Source organism: Pseudomonas farris (assembly GCF_019145235.1).
Classification (GTDB): domain Bacteria; phylum Pseudomonadota; class Gammaproteobacteria; order Pseudomonadales; family Pseudomonadaceae; genus Aquipseudomonas; species Aquipseudomonas farris.
Genome location: NZ_JAHSTV010000024.1, coordinates 1 through 18,088, shown reverse-complemented (window position 1 = coordinate 18,088; position 18,088 = coordinate 1). Strand labels below are relative to the sequence as shown.

Sequence of the window (18,088 nt, the reverse complement as noted above, 5' to 3'; positions counted from 1 at the left end):
AGAATCGGGCTTTGTCCCTCCTCCTCCCTTCAAGTCCTACCATACAAGCGGGCTTGCATCTTAACGGGCCGGCACTGCGGCATTTGATTTAGGTCTTCACTCAGAACCGGTAGTTGGTGCTCAGCTCCAGAGTCCGTGGTGCTCCGGGGGTGATCAGGTCCACCGAGCCATGGGCCGAGGCGTAATAGTCCTTGTCGAAGACGTTGCGCAAGCGCAGCGCCATGTCCCATTTCGGCAAGTTATAGAGCAACGCCGCATCCACGGTGGTGTAAGCGGGCATGACCACCTGGTTATCCAGGGCGGTGTAACGATCGTCGACATAGTTCGCCCCCATGCCTACGCGCCAGGTGTTGGTCAGCGAGCGCACCAGCCAGAGGTTGGCACTGTGACGCGGGGTCAGGGTTGGTGTCTGGCCTTCGTTGGCAACGCCGTTGGTTCGGTTGTTGGACTTGATGATCTCGGCGTCCAGATAGGCATAGCCGGCATAGACCTGCCACTTGTCACTCAACTGCCCGCTGGCGGTCAATTCAAGACCGTCGGTGCGCTGCTCGCCCGACAGGACCAGTTTGGTCGGGTTCGCCGGATCGGTCGTTTTCATGTTGGTGCGTTCCAGCCGGAACAGCGCCGCCGTCAACGCCAGGCGATTGTCGAGCAGGTCCCACTTGCCGCCGATCTCGAAGTTGGTGGTTTGCTCCGGCTCAAGGTCCTGGTTGGTAGTGCTCAGGGCGAAGACTTCGGAGGAGGGTTGATAAGAGCGACTCACCGAAATGTAGTAGGACTGGACCTGATCAGGCTGATAGACCAGGCCTGCGCGCGGGCTCCAGGTGTTGTCGGTTCGGGACATGGTGGCACGTGTCAGGTCATCCGAATATTCCTGGTCGAACACGTCATAGCGCACACCCAGCAGTGCTTTCCATTGCGGGGTCAGTTCAATCAGATCCTGGACATAGAAACCGGCCGTGTCCTGGGTAGTGGTGCCCTTGGCGGTTTGTCGGTTGGCCTGGAACGGTACGTCGACCAAGCCATCGCGGTACACCGGGACCCGCGCTACGTTGTTCTGGCTGAAGACGGATTGGTCTTTGACCTGACGTCCCAGTTCCACGCCGTAAAGCAGGTTGTGGTTCATCCCGGCCAGCGTGGCCTGTTGCTTCAGTTCGGTCTGGTTGAACCAGCCGTCTTCCTTGCGCTGCACATTGCCGCGATTGAGCTTTACCAACAGCTCGCCGTTGGGCGCGGTGACGAAACGTGTCGGGCTGGAGTCGGCGAGTGTGTTGTTGCGATCCAGATCGTAGTGGTAGTAACGGCTGGTGTTGCTCAGGGTGAAGTCGTCGTTGATGCGGTAGTCGACGCCAGCCGTGAACGAAAACACTTCGCTGCGGGTGTAATCGTCATCCGGGTCGGCGGAACCGAAGCGCTTGTCCCGATCGACATCGACCGGGCGATCGCCCCGCGCGGGAATGCCGAAGTCGATCAAGCGTTTGTCGTAGAGGTACGTTGCCCCCAGGTTCAGCTCAAGATCGTCGGAGAGCTTGAAGTAGGCCGAAGGCGCAATGGCCTTGCGATCGATATAGCCGTCATCGCGGAAGGTGTCGCTGTTCTCCAGCGCACCGGTCACCCGGAATGCCTTGTCGTTTTGCTGCTGATCGGCCCAACCGGCGTCGAACTGCGTGCGCTTTTTGCCCTCGCTGTCGAAGCTGACACCCACTTCCTGCTTGGGGGTGAAGTTGGGTTTCTTGCTGATGCTGTTGATCAGGCCACCGGATGAACCACGGCCATAGAGCACCGCTGCCGGCCCCTTGATCACTTCCACGCGCTCGACGTTGGACAGATCGCGGAAGTACAACGCATCGTCACGAACGCCGTCGACGTACATGTCGCCGATGGCACTGAAGCCGCGAATGGTGACTTGGTCGCGCTGGCCATCGCCATTGGAAAGGCCGATGCCGGGGACGTTCTTCAACACTTCTTCCATCGACTGTGCGCCCTGATCCTTGATCACGCTCTGGGGGATCACGTTCACCGTTTGCGGGATATCCCGCAGCGGGGCGTCGATCTTCAGCGCGCTGCGGCTGTCGGTCGGCTTGTAGTTCTGCTCGCTGTAATCACTGGTCACAGCGGTTGCAGGCAGGGCCAATGTCGATTGGGTTTGTGCTTGCAAATCAGGTACTGCAAAAAGCCCCAGCAGTGAGAGAGAGGCGGGGTAAATGCGCGGTAAAGCCACCATGAGCTCCTTTTTTAATTATTGCGCTAATGATAACGATTACCTTTTGTAAGTAAATAAATATCATTCACATACAGAGTCGACACATTTGCCGTTGACCCGTACATGCGGGAAAACGTATATTCGGAAAAACGCATATGTCTGTATTCACCTTTGATGCGTGAACACCCAACGCCGAGAAACCCGATGGCTGACCAACTGACGCCGACCACTGTTTTCAAATGCCTGGCTGACGACAACCGGGTCCGCATGATGCTGCTCATTGCCCGTGAGGGAGAGCTGTGCGTCTGCGAGCTGACCTGTGCGTTGAATGAGAGCCAGCCCAAAGTCTCCAGGCACCTGGCGCAGTTGCGTACGTGCGGATTGCTCTCGGACCGTCGGCAGGGCCAATGGGTTTACTACCGACTGCACCCGGATCTGCCGGGCTGGGTGCATCAGGTACTGACCGTGGTGCTCGAAGCCAACGGGCACTGGTTGAACCCAGATGCCAAACGCCTTGAAGAAATGGGTGACCGTCCCGAACGGGCAGCGGCCTGCTGTCCGGTTCGATGATTCCAGAAGCGCTATTGCGCAGGACAATGACCATGCACGATGACCACATGCCTCAACTCGATACCGAACTGGTTGATCTCCCGTCGACCGATAAGCTCGGCATCGAACAAACCTCCAGCCACAAGCCGCGCATTTTGCTGCTGTACGGATCGACGCGTGAGCGTTCCTTCAGTCGCTTGCTAGTCGAGGAGGCCGCCCGATTGCTACAGCACTTCGGTGCCGAGACGCGGGTGTTCAATCCTTCTGGTTTGCCGCTGCCTGATGACGCTGGCGACGATCACCCACGGGTGCAGGAACTGCGCGAGTTGATGATGTGGTCGGAAGGGCAGGTCTGGTGTTCACCAGAACGTCACGGTTCGATGAGCGCGGTCTTCAAGGCGCAGATCGACTGGGTGCCGCTCGCGATGGGCGCCGTACGCCCGACCCAGGGCAAGACCCTCGCCGTCATGCAGGTGTGCGGCGGCTCGCAGTCGTTCAACGTAGTTAATCAGTTGCGGGTGCTGGGGCGCTGGATGCGCATGTTCACCATTCCCAACCAATCCTCCGTGCCGAAGGCCTATATGGAGTTCGACGATAACGGTCGGATGAAGCCTTCGCCGTTCTATGACCGCGTCGTGGATGTGATGGAGGAATTGGTAAAATTCACCTTGCTGCTGCGCGACCGTCAGGACTATCTGGTCGATCGCTATTCCGAACGCAAGGAATCGGCGCAAGAGCTCATGAAACGTGTCAATCAGCGCTCCATTTGAAGGGGGAAACATGACGATCAAAGTGGGCATCAATGGTTTTGGCCGCATCGGTCGCCTCGCTCTGCGCGCAGCCTGGGGCTGGCCAGAGTTTGAGTTCGTGCAGATCAATGATCCGGCCGGCGACGCAGCAACCCATGCGCACCTGCTGAACTTCGACTCGGTGCATGGCCGTTGGAATGACCAGGCCGACTCCGAAGGTGACAGCATCGTCATCGACGGCAAACGAATCAAAGTTACCGCCAACAAGGCGATTGCCGACACCGATTGGTCGGGCTGCGATCTGGTGATTGAAGCCAGCGGCAAAATGAAGACCGTCGCGGTGCTTCAGGCATACCTCGATCAAGGTGTGAAGCGCGTGGTGGTCAGCGCTCCGGTGAAGGAGCAGGGCGCGCTGAACATCGTCATGGGCGTCAACCATCAGCTGTTCAACCCGGCGGAACATCGCATCGTCACCGCCGCATCGTGCACCACCAACTGTCTGGCGCCGGTGGTGAAGGTGATCCACGAGAAACTGGGCATTCGCCACGGTTCGATCACCACCATCCACGACCTGACCAACACTCAAAGCATCCTCGACCAACCCCACAAGGATCTGCGCCGTGCCCGTGCGTCGGGCATGAGTTTGATCCCGACCAGCACCGGCTCGGCCACGGCCATTGCCGAAATCTTCCCGGAACTGCGCGGGCGTCTGAATGGCCACGCCGTGCGCGTACCGTTGGCCAACGCTTCGCTGACCGACTGTGTCTTTGAAGTCGAACGCGTTACCACGGTCGAAGAAGTGAATCAGTTCCTCAAGGACGCGTCCGAGAACGAACTGAAAGACATCCTCGGTTTCGAGGAGCGTCCGCTGGTGTCTATCGACTACCGCACCGACCCGCGTTCCTCGATCATCGATGCGTTGTCGACCATGGTCATCAATGGCACCCAGGTCAAAATTTATGCCTGGTACGACAATGAATGGGGTTACGCGAACCGCACCGTCGAACTGGCCAGAATGGTCGGCCTGGCCGTTTAAGGAGCGGTGATGAAAGCGTTGTCAGCCCTCGCGCCCCAAGTGCGGCAGTACCTGCTCGTGACGGGCAATTACTGGGCCTTCACCCTCACCGACGGTGCCTTGCGCATGTTGGTGGTGCTGCACTTTCACGCGTTGGGCTACAGCCCGCTGCAAATCGCGGCGTTGTTTCTGTTCTACGAACTCTTTGGTGTAATCACCAACCTGGTGGGCGGCTATCTCGGCGCCCGACTGGGCTTGAACCGGACCATGAACATCGGGCTGGGGATGCAGGTTGTGGCGCTGTTGATGCTGACGGTGCCAGTGGCCTGGCTGACGATCCCTTGGGTGATGGGCGCGCAGGCGTTGTCGGGGATCGCCAAAGACCTGAACAAGATGAGCGCCAAAAGCTCGATCAAGCTTCTGGTGCCCGACGGGCAACAGGGCAAGCTTTACCAATGGATAGCCATCCTCACCGGCTCGAAGAATGCACTCAAGGGTGTCGGCTTCTTTCTGGGCGGGGCATTGCTCGCCTTGATCGGGTTCAAAGGTGCATTGCTGGCCATGGCGGGTGTTCTGGCGCTGATCTGGGTCAGCAGCTTGATTCTGTTAAAAAAGGATCTGGGCAAGGCCAAAGCCAAGCCCAGGTTTCGCGACATCCTGTCCAAGAGCCGGGCCATCAACATTCTGTCGGCGGCCCGGATGTTTCTGTTCGGTGCCCGCGATGTCTGGTTTGTCGTGGCGTTGCCGGTGTACTTGAGCAGCGTCTTTGGCTGGGATTTCTGGAAGGTCGGAGGATTCCTCGCGGCCTGGGTGATCGGCTACGGCATCGTGCAATCGTTCGCGCCGCGAATCACCGGCAAGCAACGGGGGCATGTTCCTGACGGTCGCGCGGCTTTTTTGTGGGCGCTTGCTCTTGCTGGCCTGCCCGCGGCGATCGCTCTGGGCCTGAACACCGGGTTGTCGCAACAGGGGGTGCTGTTAGGCGGCTTGATGGTCTTTGGGGCGCTGTTCGCGGTGAACTCCTCGCTGCACAGCTACCTGATCGTGTCCTATGCCAAGGAAGATGGCGTGTCGCTGGACGTCGGTTTTTACTACATGTCCAACGCCATGGGACGGCTGATCGGCACCGTGCTCTCTGGCTGGGTTTATCAGGCTTTCGGGCTGGGGGCGTGTTTATGGATTTCCAGCGCGTTTGTTATTTTCGCGGCATTGATTTCTGTGGCGTTACCGAGGCATGCCGCAGTGACTTAAGCAGCTCTGAAACCGGCTATTGCACTTGCTTTGCCTGGAGTGTGTAAGTTTCATTCTCTGTCGCATTTATGCCATTTTTCAGGCGCCAAATATGTGCAATCCATGACATGGATCAAAAAGCAATTAGTCTTAGCACAATTGATTCATACGCATTCTTTACAACTTCAGCCATAAATAAACGCACCGAACCACGCCGCGAGGAAAACTACAAGAACCGGACAACTAGAAAGATTCGCCACAATAAAAATCTAATCCTCCTTATAAGTCGGTGATTATCATGATTAAAATCATGACCTACTTTTTAATAGGAGCTGGTATTGCAGGATGCAACGGTATGGTAAAACCCGACTTGTCGGGGCCTGCCAATGATTCATATTTTTCAGTCTTCTCGGGCTTTCCTTTGCCCTATCTGTACATGGCCTCGGCCGTGCAATGGAACGAAGACTATGCCGTCACCACTCGCCACACCCCCCTCATCCGCAACGTGGAATACAGCTGCAGCACTGGCTGCGACCTTGTTTTCATCCAGCACAAGGCCGACGGTCGCTACCCGTCATGGCGCGCACCGCGTGTGGGTGAACACATCACTGCCGTGGGGGCGAGCCCCTACATGACGACCGTCACCGGCAAAGGCAAGGTGTACCCGGCGCCTTTCATCAATAGCGATGAAGGCAGCGGCGAACGCTATGCCATCCATGATGCCCCGATGATAAAGGGGATGTCGGGTGGGCCCGTCATAGGCAATGACGGCAGCATTGTCGGTATCAATGTCGGCTTTTTCTCCACCACCCTTAATGATGTGAGTTTTCACCCAGGGTTAAAGGGGGCTGAGAGAGTCAGCATCTTTATCCCTTACTCGATCATTCAGCGTGAATGGGAGCTGATGCAGGTGAAGCTTAACGATCCGCATGGCGCGAAGTATGCGAAGAAGTAACTTCTTGTCGTCAAATATTTGCCCGTCGGAATGTGTCTCATTGTATTAGCTGCAATGAGACACACCTTGGATGGTTAGTCGAATCCAGGCGTATATTGATTGTGTCGATCCAGGTCATTGAGGCGATAGCAGATCGCTGGCGGTGCGACAGACGAGAGGCTGGGGGGCTAGCAGATATCCCAGAACGTTTGGAGGTGTGACATGAGCCAATATCAACGACTCCTTCTAATAGCCGGTCCCACCATGCGTCATACGCCGGCGCTGCAGCGGGCCGTCGCCATTGCCGAAGCTACTGGCGCAGCACTGCATATCACGGTGCTCATCGAAGATTTCAACATCTTGGGTTTGATCCACGCCAGTGCGCGGTTTCGTGAGGCTTGTCAGCAAGAGAACGAAAAATGGCTCAAGGATGAAGCCGATCTGATCCGTGGGCGCGGGATCAACCTGAGTACCGAGGTTCTTTTCACACGCGACGCGCTGCAAGAGATCCTTCAGCACGTGACAACAACGCAGGCGGATCTGGTTATCAAGGACGTGCAGCATGAGTCGGCGCTCAAACGCGTTTTCATCACGCCTCTGGATTGGCATTTGCTGCGTGAATGTCCGGTGCCTGTCCATCTGGTCAGCGAAGTCAGTTGCCCACTTCCGCGCGTGATCGTGGCGGCAGTCGATCCATCGCACCCTGAGACTCAGATCACCGGAATCAACGACCTGATCATCCAGGCTGCGAACGAATTGGCAACGCAATGCCATGCAGAAATGCATCTGCTGTATGCCTACGATCTATCGCAGACGCATATATCCGATGCGGGCGCGGGTGCTGTCACGATGCCTGGCTTCAACAGCGACGTGCGCAAGTCTTTGCACAAGTCATTCATCACCTTGGCCGATCACTACGGCGTGCCCACCGAACGGCAACACTTCGTTGCAGGGCCGCCAGGTAAAGCACTGGCCGACTTTGCAGCGCATCACAGGGCCGACGTGATCGTCATGGGCAATGCGCATCGCAAGGGGCTGGAAAAGTGGGTGGGCAGTACCACGGAGCATGTCTTGTATCGGGTACCCTGCAACATTCTCGCAGTCGCCGGGCAAGCGGATCAATGAATGGATCCGTTATTAAGTGAACTGGAAAGAGGGCCTCGGCGGCCGGCTCGGGATTTTTTCAGGGCGTGTGCCGAGATATCCTTGTAGGTGTCGCTATCGGTGGCCGCCAGCAGCTTTGCGCCGTCCTTCAGGGTGGCCATGAATGTCACCTCGGTGTTTTTTCCGGCGAGCCAATAGCCGGCGATGGCTCCAACGGGACCGAGTAACATGGCGCCTGCAAGGCCCAACCCTATGGCGGTTTTTATATTCTTATTCGAATCAGTATTCTGAACCGTTAGATCTTTAAACTCCGAAACCGGGAAGCTTGTTCCAAGCCGGGGTTTGAGGGACGTTTTGAGGGTGATGGTTCCAAGGTGATATTCCCCGTCGCCCTGCGGGAAGTCACCGGCGAGTACTATGATCTTTGCCATATGGAGTGTTCTCTTGGGCGATCATTTTTGGGTAGGACATTGCGCGCGCCCAACGCTGAAACGTCAACGATCCGACGATGAGTGGCATCGCTAGATTTGCAGCTCACAAGTATCAGTCCTGAAAAACAATTTCATTCTCAGGCGTAGGCCATTTGCAGGAAGCCGGCCCTGATGCTCCGAGATGGACGTTTTATAACGTTTAGCTCAACCAGGCAGAGAGTGCGCTTTAATCCTCCGCTGGTCCGACAGGTTTAATCGCGATCAGAAATCAACTGCTCGGCATCATCAACAAACCTTTCAGTCGAGAGGGTTTAACGGGGGATTAATGGACTTCTGGACCACTACGCAGGTATCGATTCTAGGGCTGGTTGAAGGGCTCACAGAGTTTTTGCCCATCTCCAGTACGGGACACCAGATCATTGCCGCAGACTTGCTCGACTTCGGCGGTGAGCGAGCCATGGCGTTCAATATCATCATTCAGTTGGGGGCAATTCTGGCGGTCGTCTGGGAGTTTCGTCGCAAGATTCTGGAGATCACTACCGGTTTGCCAACCCAGCGTAATGCGCAACGTTTCACTCTGAATTTATTGATCGGTTTCTTGCCGGCGGTTGTTCTGGGGGTGATGTTCGCCGACAAAATCCATGAATATCTTTTCAACCCGATCACCGTGGCCGTGGCGCTGGTGATAGGTGGAGTCATCATGTTGTGGGCGGAACAACGTGAGCATGTGGTGGTTATCGATCACGTTGACGAGATGCGCTGGACCGATGCGTTGAAAGTCGGTTGCGCACAGTGCCTGGCAATGATTCCCGGCACTTCGCGCTCGGGTTCGACGATTATCGGCGGGTTGCTGTTTGGCCTGTCACGCAAGACGGCGACCGAGTTTTCATTCTTCCTGGCGATGCCGACGATGGTGGGGGCCGCGGTGTACTCGGGCTATAAGTACCGCGACCTGTTCCAGTCCGCAGATTTGCCGGTGTTTGCCCTGGGGTTTGTAGCCGCATTCCTCTTTGCAATGATTGCCGTACGCGGTTTGCTCAAGTTCATCGCCAACCATAGCTATGCGGTGTTCGCCTGGTACCGGATCGCGTTCGGTCTACTGATTCTGGCGACATGGTTTTTGGGCTGGATCGACTGGAATCATCTCTCGGAAGGGGCGTAGGTCTGTGGCGAGCGAGCTTGCTCGCTCGCCACAGGTTTCTTTGACTCAAGACTCCGGGCGGATCTAAATCTTGTTAACGCCTGCCAGTGGCAGGCTGATGTGCTGTTCACGCTGCAGGAAATTCATCATCAGCAACACCCGTTCCTCGCCGTCCATAGCCAGGAACACCGCCTCAAGATCGGAGAACGGGCCTTCAGTGATGCGCACCGTATCTCCGTGCCTCAACAACGTTGTCACGATCGCCTGACTGTCTCGCTCCTGGAGCTCGTCGATCAGCGCATCACGGATCGGCAGTGGCTGACCGCCGAACCCGACGACTCGCGAAACACCGCGGGTCGAGCGCAGCGGGCCCCAACTGTCCTGAAGGCTCAGTTGAATAAACAGATAGCCTGGAAACAACGACTCGCTGATCACTCGACGCTGCCCGCGCAAAACGCGCTCACGCCGGTAGGTCGAGCGAAAACAGGCATAGCCCTGGCGCTGTAAATGCTCTTCGGCGCGCTCATCCTGTTTGGGTTTGCACTGAAGCAGATACCAGGCTTTGTCGGCGTGCTCTGCAATCGCGTTCATTCGAATTCCCTCCCAGCATCGATTTGCCTCAGCAGTTCGGCGGTCTTGTGCTGCATGAGCGAGCTGTCGCCGCGACTTTCCACGGTCAGGCAAGTCACGCAACCATCGTCCAAAAGACGCAAGCTCAGACGCCAGTCGGTAAAGACCAGGTTCAGCCCGTCGCTCTCGTCGATGTCGAGGGCGTCGGCGGCATAACGCTGCCTGATGCTCGTCAGCAACGCCGGACCATCCTTGACGTGACGACGGATCTCCCCGGAGGAGGGGAAGGCACCGATGCGCTCCACCAGCAGCACCGGCGGTTTCTGCGCGCGGGGAAAGATCAGCTCCGACGCGTAGGCACGCACGATGAGGTACGCGAGATTGTTTTTAAGGTCAGCGCCATACGGGCGGCGACTGTCATCTGCCTTGAAACCGCTCAATGTCTTCATAGAGGCTTCGTCCATAGGGTAATAAAGACCGAAAAATCGATTCGATAACGCACACGTTTGTCAGGGTTCAGCGCCGTCACAAGGTGTTCTGATGCAGGTTCTCGAAACAGAAGTTGGTGGCTTCGATGTAGCCTTCGGCGCCGCCGCAATCGAAGCGCCGCCCCTTGAATTGATAAGCCAGCACGCAGCCGTTCTGGGCCTGCTTCATCAATGCGTCGGTGATCTGGATTTCACCGCCCTTGCCAGGCTCGGTGTCAGCGATCAGGTCGAAGATGTCGGGGGTCAAAATGTACCGACCGATAATGGCCAGGTTGGACGGGGCGTCTTCCGGGCGCGGCTTTTCGACCATGCTGTTGACCCGGTAAATACCCTCGCGAATCAGCTCGCCGGCAATCACGCCGTACTTCTGGGTTTGCTCACGGGGTACTTCCTGAATCGCTACGATCGAGCAGCGGAACTGCTCATAGAGCTTGAGCATTTGCGCCAGTACGCCATCGCCTTCCAGGTTCAGGCACAGGTCGTCGGCCAGCACCACGGCGAATGGCTCATCACCAATCAGCGAACGACCGCTGAGAATGGCATGCCCCAGGCCCTTCATCTCCACCTGGCGGGTATAGGAAAAAGTACAGGTGTCGATCAGCTCACGAGTGCCGGCCAGGAACCGCTCTTTGTCGGTACCGCGAATCTGGTGTTCCAACTCGAAACTGACATCGAAATGATCCTCCAGCGCTCGTTTGCCCCGACCGGTGACGATGGCCATATGTTGCAGACCGGCATCGCGCGCTTCCTCGACGGCGTACTGGATCAGCGGCTTATTGACGATCGGCAGCATCTCCTTCGGCATGGCCTTGGTGGCGGGCAAAAAGCGGGTCCCATAGCCGGCAGCGGGGAATAGGCATTTACGAATCATGGAAGCGTCCTTGAAAGTAGACAGATGGAATGGCTAATGGCAGTAGGAAAGGTTCGACTGGTTGTCGGAACCGGTAACGCTGGAGAGTGCGGGCTCTAAATGGCTCGATCACTCGAGAAAAATGTTGGCAACGCTGCATAAGCAGCGAAAGGCCAGTACGCCATGTTTCTCGCAAGGCGCAGGCAGAGAGAAAGATCGCGCGGTCGCTTGGCCTGTGAGCATGTCTGGTTGTTCCACTGCATGCTTCTGACGCAACCCGCTGTAAACAAAGTTATTGCCCAAGGCATCTCTTACCCAACTTCTAACCGAATGTCTGACGCCCTGGCAATGTACTAACGGAACAGCTATATATTAGCTACTCTCTATTTTGGTGTAATTTAGATTGAACGGTCGCGGGAAAGCGGCAATTGTTAGAAAACGTCTGGATAAATTCTCGAACTGTTATTTTCAGTGTTCAAAGAGTGAAATGTTATTTTTTGTCTGGAGAAAAAGTTGGGGGCTGTTCAAACGTCATGGTAATAAATACGCACTGATGGTTTGAAAGTTTCAGCTGCAGTTACCGGGGTTATAAATACCGGATTCATTCGTAGTTTAAAGCTCTTATGTTCGGCAAGTGCTATGTCACCGCCAATGTTGACAAGACGGGGAATGTTATCTTGCTTAAAAGGGTTTTGATTGTCTGCGTCGGCAATATTTGCCGCAGTCCCACCGCGGAGCATCTGCTGCGCGGGGCGCTCGTTCATTCCGATATCGAGGTCAGCTCGGCTGGCCTCGCTGCCTTGACGGGCAAACCCTTCGAGTCGACGGCACACGCAGTACTCACGGAGCACGGTCATCTGCCCCACGAGCACCAGGCCGTTCAGCTCACGTCTCAAGCCGTTAGTGAGGCGGACTTGATTCTGGTGATGGAGCGACGACATGTCAGCGGGGTACTCAACATTGCCCCTGAAGCGCGAGGCAAAGTGTTGCTGCTGGGCAAGTGGCAAGACGATCGCGAAATCAGCGACCCCTACCGTCAAGGCAAACCTGCTTTTGTGCACGCTTATGCGTTGATCGAAGAAGCCGTACTCGCATGGGCACAGCGCCTGGCGCGCTGATGGCCACTCCTTTTTGAATCGTAATACAGGCAAAGAATCCGACTTATGCAGCAAGCACCGGTAGTCAATGTGCGGGACGACGACAATGACGAGATTGATCTTCTCGGCTTGTTTGGGACACTTATCGACCATAAATGGCTGATTGCCGCGGTTACCGGTGCCTTTATGGTGACTGGTGTAGCGTTCGCGGTGCTGGCGACGCCGGTATACCAGGCGAATGCGTTGTTGCAGGTTGAAGCGAAGAAGAATGATTTGTTGGGCTTCTCCGATGTCAGCAGCATGTTGGGAAAAGAGTCGCCTTCGGCGACCGAGATGGAGTTGATCAAGTCTCGTGCGGTGATTGGCAAAACGGTCGATAACCTGAAACTTGATATCGTCATACAACCGATGTACTTCCCGGTGGTCGGTGAGTTCCTGGCTCGTCGATTCCAGAGCAAAAATCCCGGTGAAATAGCCGACCCCCTGTTGGGGTTGAACAGTTACGCTTGGGGAGGGGAGTCGCTGAAGATATTCAAACTGGATCTTCCCGACTCGCAACTGGGCAAGAAGTTGACCCTGACCGCGGGTGAAAATGGTCATTACACCCTGGTGGACGAAGACGACAACGTATTGGCAGCCAGCCAGACTGGACAACTTTTCGAACAAAATGGCGTTGCGTTTCAGATAGAAGAAATGCACGCCAGCCCTGGAACCCGCTTCAGAATAATCCGCAATTCTCGCCTGACCAGCATCCTCGACTACCAAGAGGATTTGGATGTATCCGAGCGCGGAAAAGAGTCGGGCATTATCGGTCTGGCGCTGGAAAGCACAGATCCGAATCAGGCCATTAAAACCCTCAATGAAATTGCCGCTATTTATGTACGGCAAAACGTAGAGCGCACTTCAGCTGAGGCAGCGCAGAGCCTGGCGTTTCTTAAAGAGCAACTTCCGGTGGTCAAGAAGGACCTGGAAAAAGCCGGGAATGCCTTGAATGAATACCAGACGCGCAGCAAGTCCGTGGACATCACGCTCGAAACCAAAGCCATTCTCGATCAGATTGTCGGGCTTGATACCAGCATTTCAGAGTTGAAATTGCAGCAAGCCGAGATGGACCGCAAATTCACCCGCCAACATCCCGCCTATCGCGCCTTGTTGACTCAGATCGGTGAGTTGACCAGCAAGCAGAAAAGTTTGGCGTCCAAGGTGGAGGGCCTTCCCTCCACCCAGCAAGAACTGCTGAACCTTACCCGGGATGTAGAGGTCGGTACGGCCATTTATACCCAGTTGCTGAACAAGTCTCAGGAGCTGGACGTGATGCGCGCGGGCACGGTCGGTAACGTGCGTCTGATCGACACTGCGGACGTCAATTTCCTCAAGCCGGTCAAGCCTAAAAAAGCCTTGATTGTATTGATCGCCACCATTCTTGGCGGTTTCCTGGCGGTGGCCCTGGTGCTGGTACGCAAGGCACTTAACCGGGGGCTGGAAAGTCCAGAAGCCATCGAGCAACTTGGGTTGCCGGTCTACGCATCGATTCCTTACAGCATTCTGCAGAAAAGTGAAGAAGACAAAGTCTCTCGCGGACGAGGGCGTTCCGGTGCAGGTTCTACATTGCTGGCCATCAGTCATCCCACCGATCTGGCAGTCGAGGCGTTGCGCAGTTTGCGTACCAGTCTGCACTTCGCCATGCATGAGGCCGAGAATAACCGCCTGATGATTTCCGGGCCCAGCCCTCAGGTGGGTAAAACCTTCGTGTCGGTCAACCTCGCGGTGGTGATAGCACAAACTGGGTTGCGTGTATTGTTGATCGACGTCGACATGCGCAAAGGCTATCTGCACAAAGTGTTAGGTGTTTCTGCAGACAATGGGCTCTCCGATATCCTGGCCCGGCGCTGCGATGTGGCCACCGCTATCCATAAGACCGAAATCGACAACTTCGATTTTGTCAGTCGAGGCCAAATCCCGCCCAATCCTTCCGAGTTACTGATGCACGCCAATTTCAGCGCGCTATTGGAGCAGGCGAGCAAGCAATACGATCTGGTAATTCTCGATACGCCACCGATATTGGCAGTGACAGACGCGGCGATCGTCGGGCGCTTGTCTGGGACTAACCTGATTGTGACGCGCTATGGCCTGAACCCGGCGAAAGAAATCGAGTTGACGGTCCGTCGGTTCTCCCAGAATGGCGTTGCCATTAAAGGTGCGATTTTTAACGGCGTGGAGAAAAAGGCCTCCAATAAATATGGCTACAGTGATTATGGTTATTACCACTATGCCTACGCCTCCGACAAAAGTTGATGAGTACTGAACAGGTCGCGTCATAAGTTCAGATGTTTGACGGCGTTACTGTTGTTCTTGAGTTTTTATCGTTCATTGCTGCGCCGGATCATTAGCCAATAGGCAGGATCAAACCGATATTTCATGGAAGCACCACGTCCTGAGGAAGATGACGAAAAATCCTGGGGCGGTAGCGTGTCTCATGCCGCTTCCTTCCTCATCGGTCACTCTTATTGCCGAACTTTAAGGCTATCAAGGAGCCTGGGATCTCTTAGGTTTCCAGTGGACGGCGTGAGCCAAAAAACCAACGTTTGTATCACAGGTAATCATCATGAAAGTCACTGTATTCGGAATTGGCTACGTAGGTCTTGTTCAAGGGGCGGTGCTCGCCGAGATTGGCCACGATGTAATTTGTGTGGACATAGATGAGCAAAAAGTAAGAAACCTGGAGCAGGGGATTATTCCAATCTATGAACCTGGACTGGAAGTCTTAGTCAAAGAGAACTACAGCGCTGTAAGATTGAAGTTCACTACAGATGCTATAACTGCAGTGAAACATGGTGAGGTTCAATTCATTGCGGTAGGCACACCTCCTGATGAGGACGGATCTGCGGACCTGAAATACGTACTGGCCGTTGCCGAAACGATAGCAAGTAACATTGAAAGTGATTGTATTATCATTAACAAATCTACCGTTCCTGTTGGAACGGCCGATAAAGTGAGGGACCGAGTTGCGAGCGTACTTTCTCAGCGCGACCGCACTGATCTGTCATTTGATGTTGCATCGAATCCAGAATTTTTAAAAGAAGGTTCTGCAGTATCTGACTGCATGCGTCCGGATCGGATAATTGTCGGGACCGAGCAAGCCAACACCGAAGCAGTCATACGTGACTTATATGCGCCATTTAATCGTAATCATGAAAAAATAATTGTCATGGACGTTCGCAGCGCTGAGCTGACGAAATATGCAGCCAACTGCATGCTTGCAACCAAAATCAGCTTTATGAATGAGATATCCAACCTATCGGAGATGCTCGGAGCTGACATTGAAATGGTGCGTAAAGGTATCGGTTCTGACCCACGAATAGGCTACCACTTCATTTACGCGGGGTCCGGATACGGCGGCTCCTGTTTCCCAAAGGATGTGAAGGCTCTTATTAAGGCTTCGGAGCAATTGGACTTCGATGCGAAAGTTCTAAAGTCTGTCGAATCACGAAATCACGAGCAAAAATCTGTTCTGTCGAGAAAAATCCTAAAACATTACGACGGGAAAATAGAAGGTAAAGTTTTCGCGCTTTGGGGATTAAGTTTCAAACCAAATACGGATGATATGCGTGAAGCTCCAAGTCGAGTTCTAATCGAAGAACTCTGGAAACATGGAGCCCACGTGCGTGCATTTGATCCAGAAGCTATGGAAGAAACTCAGCGAATTTATGGGAATCATGAAAATCTGAGTCTTTGTGGCACCAAAGAAGAAACTTTAAAAGACAGCGACGCCCTCATAATTATAACGGAATGGCAAGCATTTAAAGCTCCAGATTTTGATAATATAATTCAGAAGCTTCGCAATCCTGTAGTGTTTGATGGAAGAAACTTGTTTAATCCGAAAAAAATGCAAGATCTTGGGATCGAGTACTACTCAATCGGCAGGTGAAGTAGCTACCTTTCGCACATATGACTACCGTCTAACAAAACAACGCTATAGAGTCTTTTGGTTGTAGCGATAATCGCTTATAAAAGACTCGACTTAATAATAGACGATGCGCTGGCCCTGGTTCAGGGTGTTCAACATAGTTCTGAACAGTTAGCCAGCCTAATAACCGGGTCATATAGCTCTTTCAGAAAAAAGGTGAATGTACTTTAATTTGTCGTAAAAAAAGCGAAAAGTTACGATGGTGTTATTGAAAAAAGTACTAAATGCACAGATGATCTCAGCAGTGCTCAGAGTAATAACTCTTATCTGCAAGCTCGTTTTCGTAATTTACCTAGGCGGAAAGTTAAGCCTTTCCGACCTAGGGGACTACGGTCTAATTGCAGCTATGACCAGTTATTCAATTTATTTCATAGGGCTTGAGGCGCACTCATACGTAAATAGAAAAGGGATAGGAGAGGATTCTAATAAATGGCGAGTCCTGATTAATAAACAGCTTGGGCTATACCTGTTTACATCATTAGTCTTCCTTGTGATAACCCTGCTGTTGAGTCAACTGCATGCCCTGCAATTCAAGTACCTTTATTTTTTCTTGGGGATTACGTTGGTCGAACACTTCGGTCAAGAGTCCTACAGGACATTAATCGCACTAAGAGATCAACTGGGTGCGAGCTTAAGTCTTTTTTTTCGCGCAGCATCTTGGGTGATAATAACGGTTCTTGTATTTCAGTTGGAAATATACCGAGTTGAGCTAACGGATATATTTTTTATGTGGTTGGTATTTGGTGCTATCAGCACCATAGCTACCTACATATATATTTCAAAAAAGTACACTAATGCCTGGTGTTTTACTCCGAAGTTTGATTATCACTGGTCAGTGTCCGCGATAAAAACCGCTGTAATCTTTCTCATGGCAACACTAAGCCTTAGGCTAATGCAGGTTTTAGACCGAGTCATCATCAACGCTACATCCGACAAGGAAACGCTAGGGATCTATGTTTTTTATACAAGCCTCAGCATGGCGGCGAGCGCTCTATATATGTTCTTTGGGCCCAGCAGAATATATCCTGTCCTGGTAGCCCTTCATAAGGGTGATGACAAGGCGCAATTTAAACGAGTATCCAAAAAGCTTTTGCTTATATCTCTTCTCATGGGGGCTTTTTTTTGCTTGGCTATACCGTCATTTCTTGTGGCAGCTTCATTTTTTAGTAACTCACAGCTATTCCATATACAGCAAAACCCGCTTTTATTGATGTTGGTGCTAGGAGCCTTACTAGCAAACGCAATAAATTTAGGCTACCAGTATATTCTCTACTGTAAAAATCTTGATAGAGTCATACTGCTATCTAACTGTATTGGGTTGTCCGCAAGCATTCTTTACTTGGTAGTAATTTATTGTGTATATCAAATTGATGCAATCAATGTAGCTGTCGCAGTATTGTTATTTTACCTCGCGAGCATAGCATTTAAGGTTTTCATAAATAAGCAGACTCAATAGGATACCCATGAAGCAATATCAAATCGTAGGACCCTTTGACAGATACAACTACGGAGACCTTTTGTTTCCGCTTATTCTGGAAAAAGCGCTGCAATCTGAATCCGGATCCATAGTAAATTACTACGGTTTAATTGATAGCGATCTATCCCAATATAGCGGAAAGCCGACCAGATCAATTAAGGACTTTTACCAACAGACCAAAAGCGGTGATCACGTAATTATCGCGGGCGGTGAGTCACTCTGCACTAGTTGGGCGGACCTTTACTCGTATTTGAGCCCGGCATTTAATAAGGTTTACAAGTAT

At 53.4% G+C, this 18,088-nt stretch carries 17 protein-coding genes and 1 pseudogene; 12 read left to right on the top strand and 6 right to left on the bottom strand.

What is annotated here, in order from left to right; translation table 11 throughout:
• Positions 1-100: 100 nt before the first annotated feature.
• Entirely contained in the window at positions 101-2,224 is a 2,124-nt protein-coding gene (locus KVG95_RS29360) for a TonB-dependent receptor (protein ID WP_217858930.1), read from the bottom strand.
• Positions 2,225-2,407: 183 nt separating this feature from the next.
• On the opposite strand from KVG95_RS29360, the gene KVG95_RS29355 reads away from it, so the two are divergent.
• From KVG95_RS29355 to KVG95_RS29330, 6 genes are all read left to right on the top strand, one after another.
• Positions 2,408-2,773: a metalloregulator ArsR/SmtB family transcription factor gene (locus tag KVG95_RS29355; RefSeq protein ID WP_217858929.1), complete on the top strand. Its 366-nt coding sequence runs from the start codon at positions 2,408-2,410 to the stop codon at positions 2,771-2,773.
• Between the two features lie 32 nt (positions 2,774-2,805).
• Positions 2,806-3,522 carry an arsenical resistance protein ArsH gene (gene arsH, locus KVG95_RS29350; RefSeq protein WP_052965265.1) on the top strand — a complete coding sequence of 239 codons (717 nt, stop codon included), beginning with the start codon at positions 2,806-2,808 and terminating at the stop codon, positions 3,520-3,522.
• A 10-nt stretch (positions 3,523-3,532) separates the two neighbouring features.
• Positions 3,533-4,537 (top strand): ArsJ-associated glyceraldehyde-3-phosphate dehydrogenase, encoded by a 1,005-nt coding sequence (locus KVG95_RS29345; RefSeq protein WP_217858928.1) that lies wholly within the window; start codon positions 3,533-3,535, stop codon positions 4,535-4,537.
• 9 nt (positions 4,538-4,546) lie between these two features.
• Positions 4,547-5,767 carry an organoarsenical effux MFS transporter ArsJ gene (gene arsJ, locus KVG95_RS29340; protein WP_217858927.1) on the top strand — a complete coding sequence of 407 codons (1,221 nt, stop codon included), beginning with the start codon at positions 4,547-4,549 and terminating at the stop codon, positions 5,765-5,767.
• A 334-nt stretch (positions 5,768-6,101) separates the two neighbouring features.
• On the top strand, positions 6,102-6,701 hold the full coding sequence (locus KVG95_RS29335; RefSeq protein WP_038980182.1) for a S1 family serine peptidase: 600 nt from the start codon (positions 6,102-6,104) through the stop codon (positions 6,699-6,701).
• Between the two features lie 201 nt (positions 6,702-6,902).
• A complete protein-coding gene (locus KVG95_RS29330) occupies positions 6,903-7,805 on the top strand; it encodes a universal stress protein (protein WP_217858926.1) in 903 nt (300 codons plus the stop codon).
• Here KVG95_RS29330 and KVG95_RS29325 read toward each other — a convergent pair.
• The gene (locus KVG95_RS29325) at positions 7,799-8,215 is read right to left on the bottom strand and encodes a hypothetical protein (protein WP_217858925.1); all 417 of its coding nucleotides are present in this window, start codon (positions 8,213-8,215) and stop codon (positions 7,799-7,801) included. The two genes, KVG95_RS29330 and KVG95_RS29325, sit on opposite strands and share 7 nt — an antisense overlap.
• Positions 8,216-8,540: 325 nt before the next feature.
• On the opposite strand from KVG95_RS29325, the gene KVG95_RS29320 reads away from it, so the two are divergent.
• Positions 8,541-9,377, top strand: coding sequence for an undecaprenyl-diphosphate phosphatase (locus tag KVG95_RS29320; protein WP_038980185.1), 837 nt, complete (start codon positions 8,541-8,543; stop codon positions 9,375-9,377).
• A 63-nt stretch (positions 9,378-9,440) separates the two neighbouring features.
• Here KVG95_RS29320 and rfaH read toward each other — a convergent pair whose 3' ends face one another.
• The 4 genes from rfaH to KVG95_RS29980 form a co-directional block, all read right to left on the bottom strand.
• Positions 9,441-9,947: a transcription/translation regulatory transformer protein RfaH gene (gene rfaH / locus KVG95_RS29315; protein ID WP_052965259.1), complete on the bottom strand. Its 507-nt coding sequence runs from the start codon at positions 9,945-9,947 to the stop codon at positions 9,441-9,443.
• Positions 9,944-10,375 carry a phosphohexomutase domain-containing protein gene (locus tag KVG95_RS29310; RefSeq protein ID WP_217858924.1) on the bottom strand — a complete coding sequence of 144 codons (432 nt, stop codon included), beginning with the start codon at positions 10,373-10,375 and terminating at the stop codon, positions 9,944-9,946. The genes rfaH and KVG95_RS29310 overlap by 4 nt, the downstream gene beginning before the upstream one ends.
• A 76-nt stretch (positions 10,376-10,451) precedes the next feature.
• Complete coding sequence (gene galU, locus KVG95_RS29305; RefSeq protein WP_123356553.1) at positions 10,452-11,285, bottom strand: UTP--glucose-1-phosphate uridylyltransferase GalU; 834 nt, start codon at positions 11,283-11,285, stop codon at positions 10,452-10,454.
• 503 nt (positions 11,286-11,788) lie between these two features.
• Positions 11,789-12,121: a hypothetical protein gene (locus KVG95_RS29980; RefSeq protein ID WP_225923363.1), complete on the bottom strand. Its 333-nt coding sequence runs from the start codon at positions 12,119-12,121 to the stop codon at positions 11,789-11,791.
• Between KVG95_RS29980 and KVG95_RS29300 the strand changes: the two genes are divergently transcribed.
• The 5 genes and pseudogenes from KVG95_RS29300 to KVG95_RS29280 form a co-directional block, all read left to right on the top strand.
• Positions 12,005-12,382: an arsenate reductase/protein-tyrosine-phosphatase family protein gene (locus tag KVG95_RS29300; RefSeq protein ID WP_225923362.1), complete on the top strand. Its 378-nt coding sequence runs from the start codon at positions 12,005-12,007 to the stop codon at positions 12,380-12,382. The two genes, KVG95_RS29980 and KVG95_RS29300, sit on opposite strands and share 117 nt — an antisense overlap.
• Positions 12,383-12,427: 45 nt before the next feature.
• Positions 12,428-14,656: a polysaccharide biosynthesis tyrosine autokinase gene (locus KVG95_RS29295; RefSeq protein ID WP_217858922.1), complete on the top strand. Its 2,229-nt coding sequence runs from the start codon at positions 12,428-12,430 to the stop codon at positions 14,654-14,656.
• 310 nt (positions 14,657-14,966) lie between these two features.
• Positions 14,967-16,289, top strand: a complete 1,323-nt coding sequence (locus tag KVG95_RS29290) for a UDP-glucose dehydrogenase family protein (RefSeq protein ID WP_217858921.1) — start codon at positions 14,967-14,969, stop codon at positions 16,287-16,289.
• A 247-nt stretch (positions 16,290-16,536) separates the two neighbouring features.
• Complete coding sequence (locus KVG95_RS29285; protein WP_217858920.1) at positions 16,537-17,784, top strand: polysaccharide biosynthesis protein; 1,248 nt, start codon at positions 16,537-16,539, stop codon at positions 17,782-17,784.
• A 7-nt stretch (positions 17,785-17,791) separates the two neighbouring features.
• A pseudogene (locus KVG95_RS29280) lies at positions 17,792-18,088 on the top strand (hypothetical protein); the annotation flags it as partial.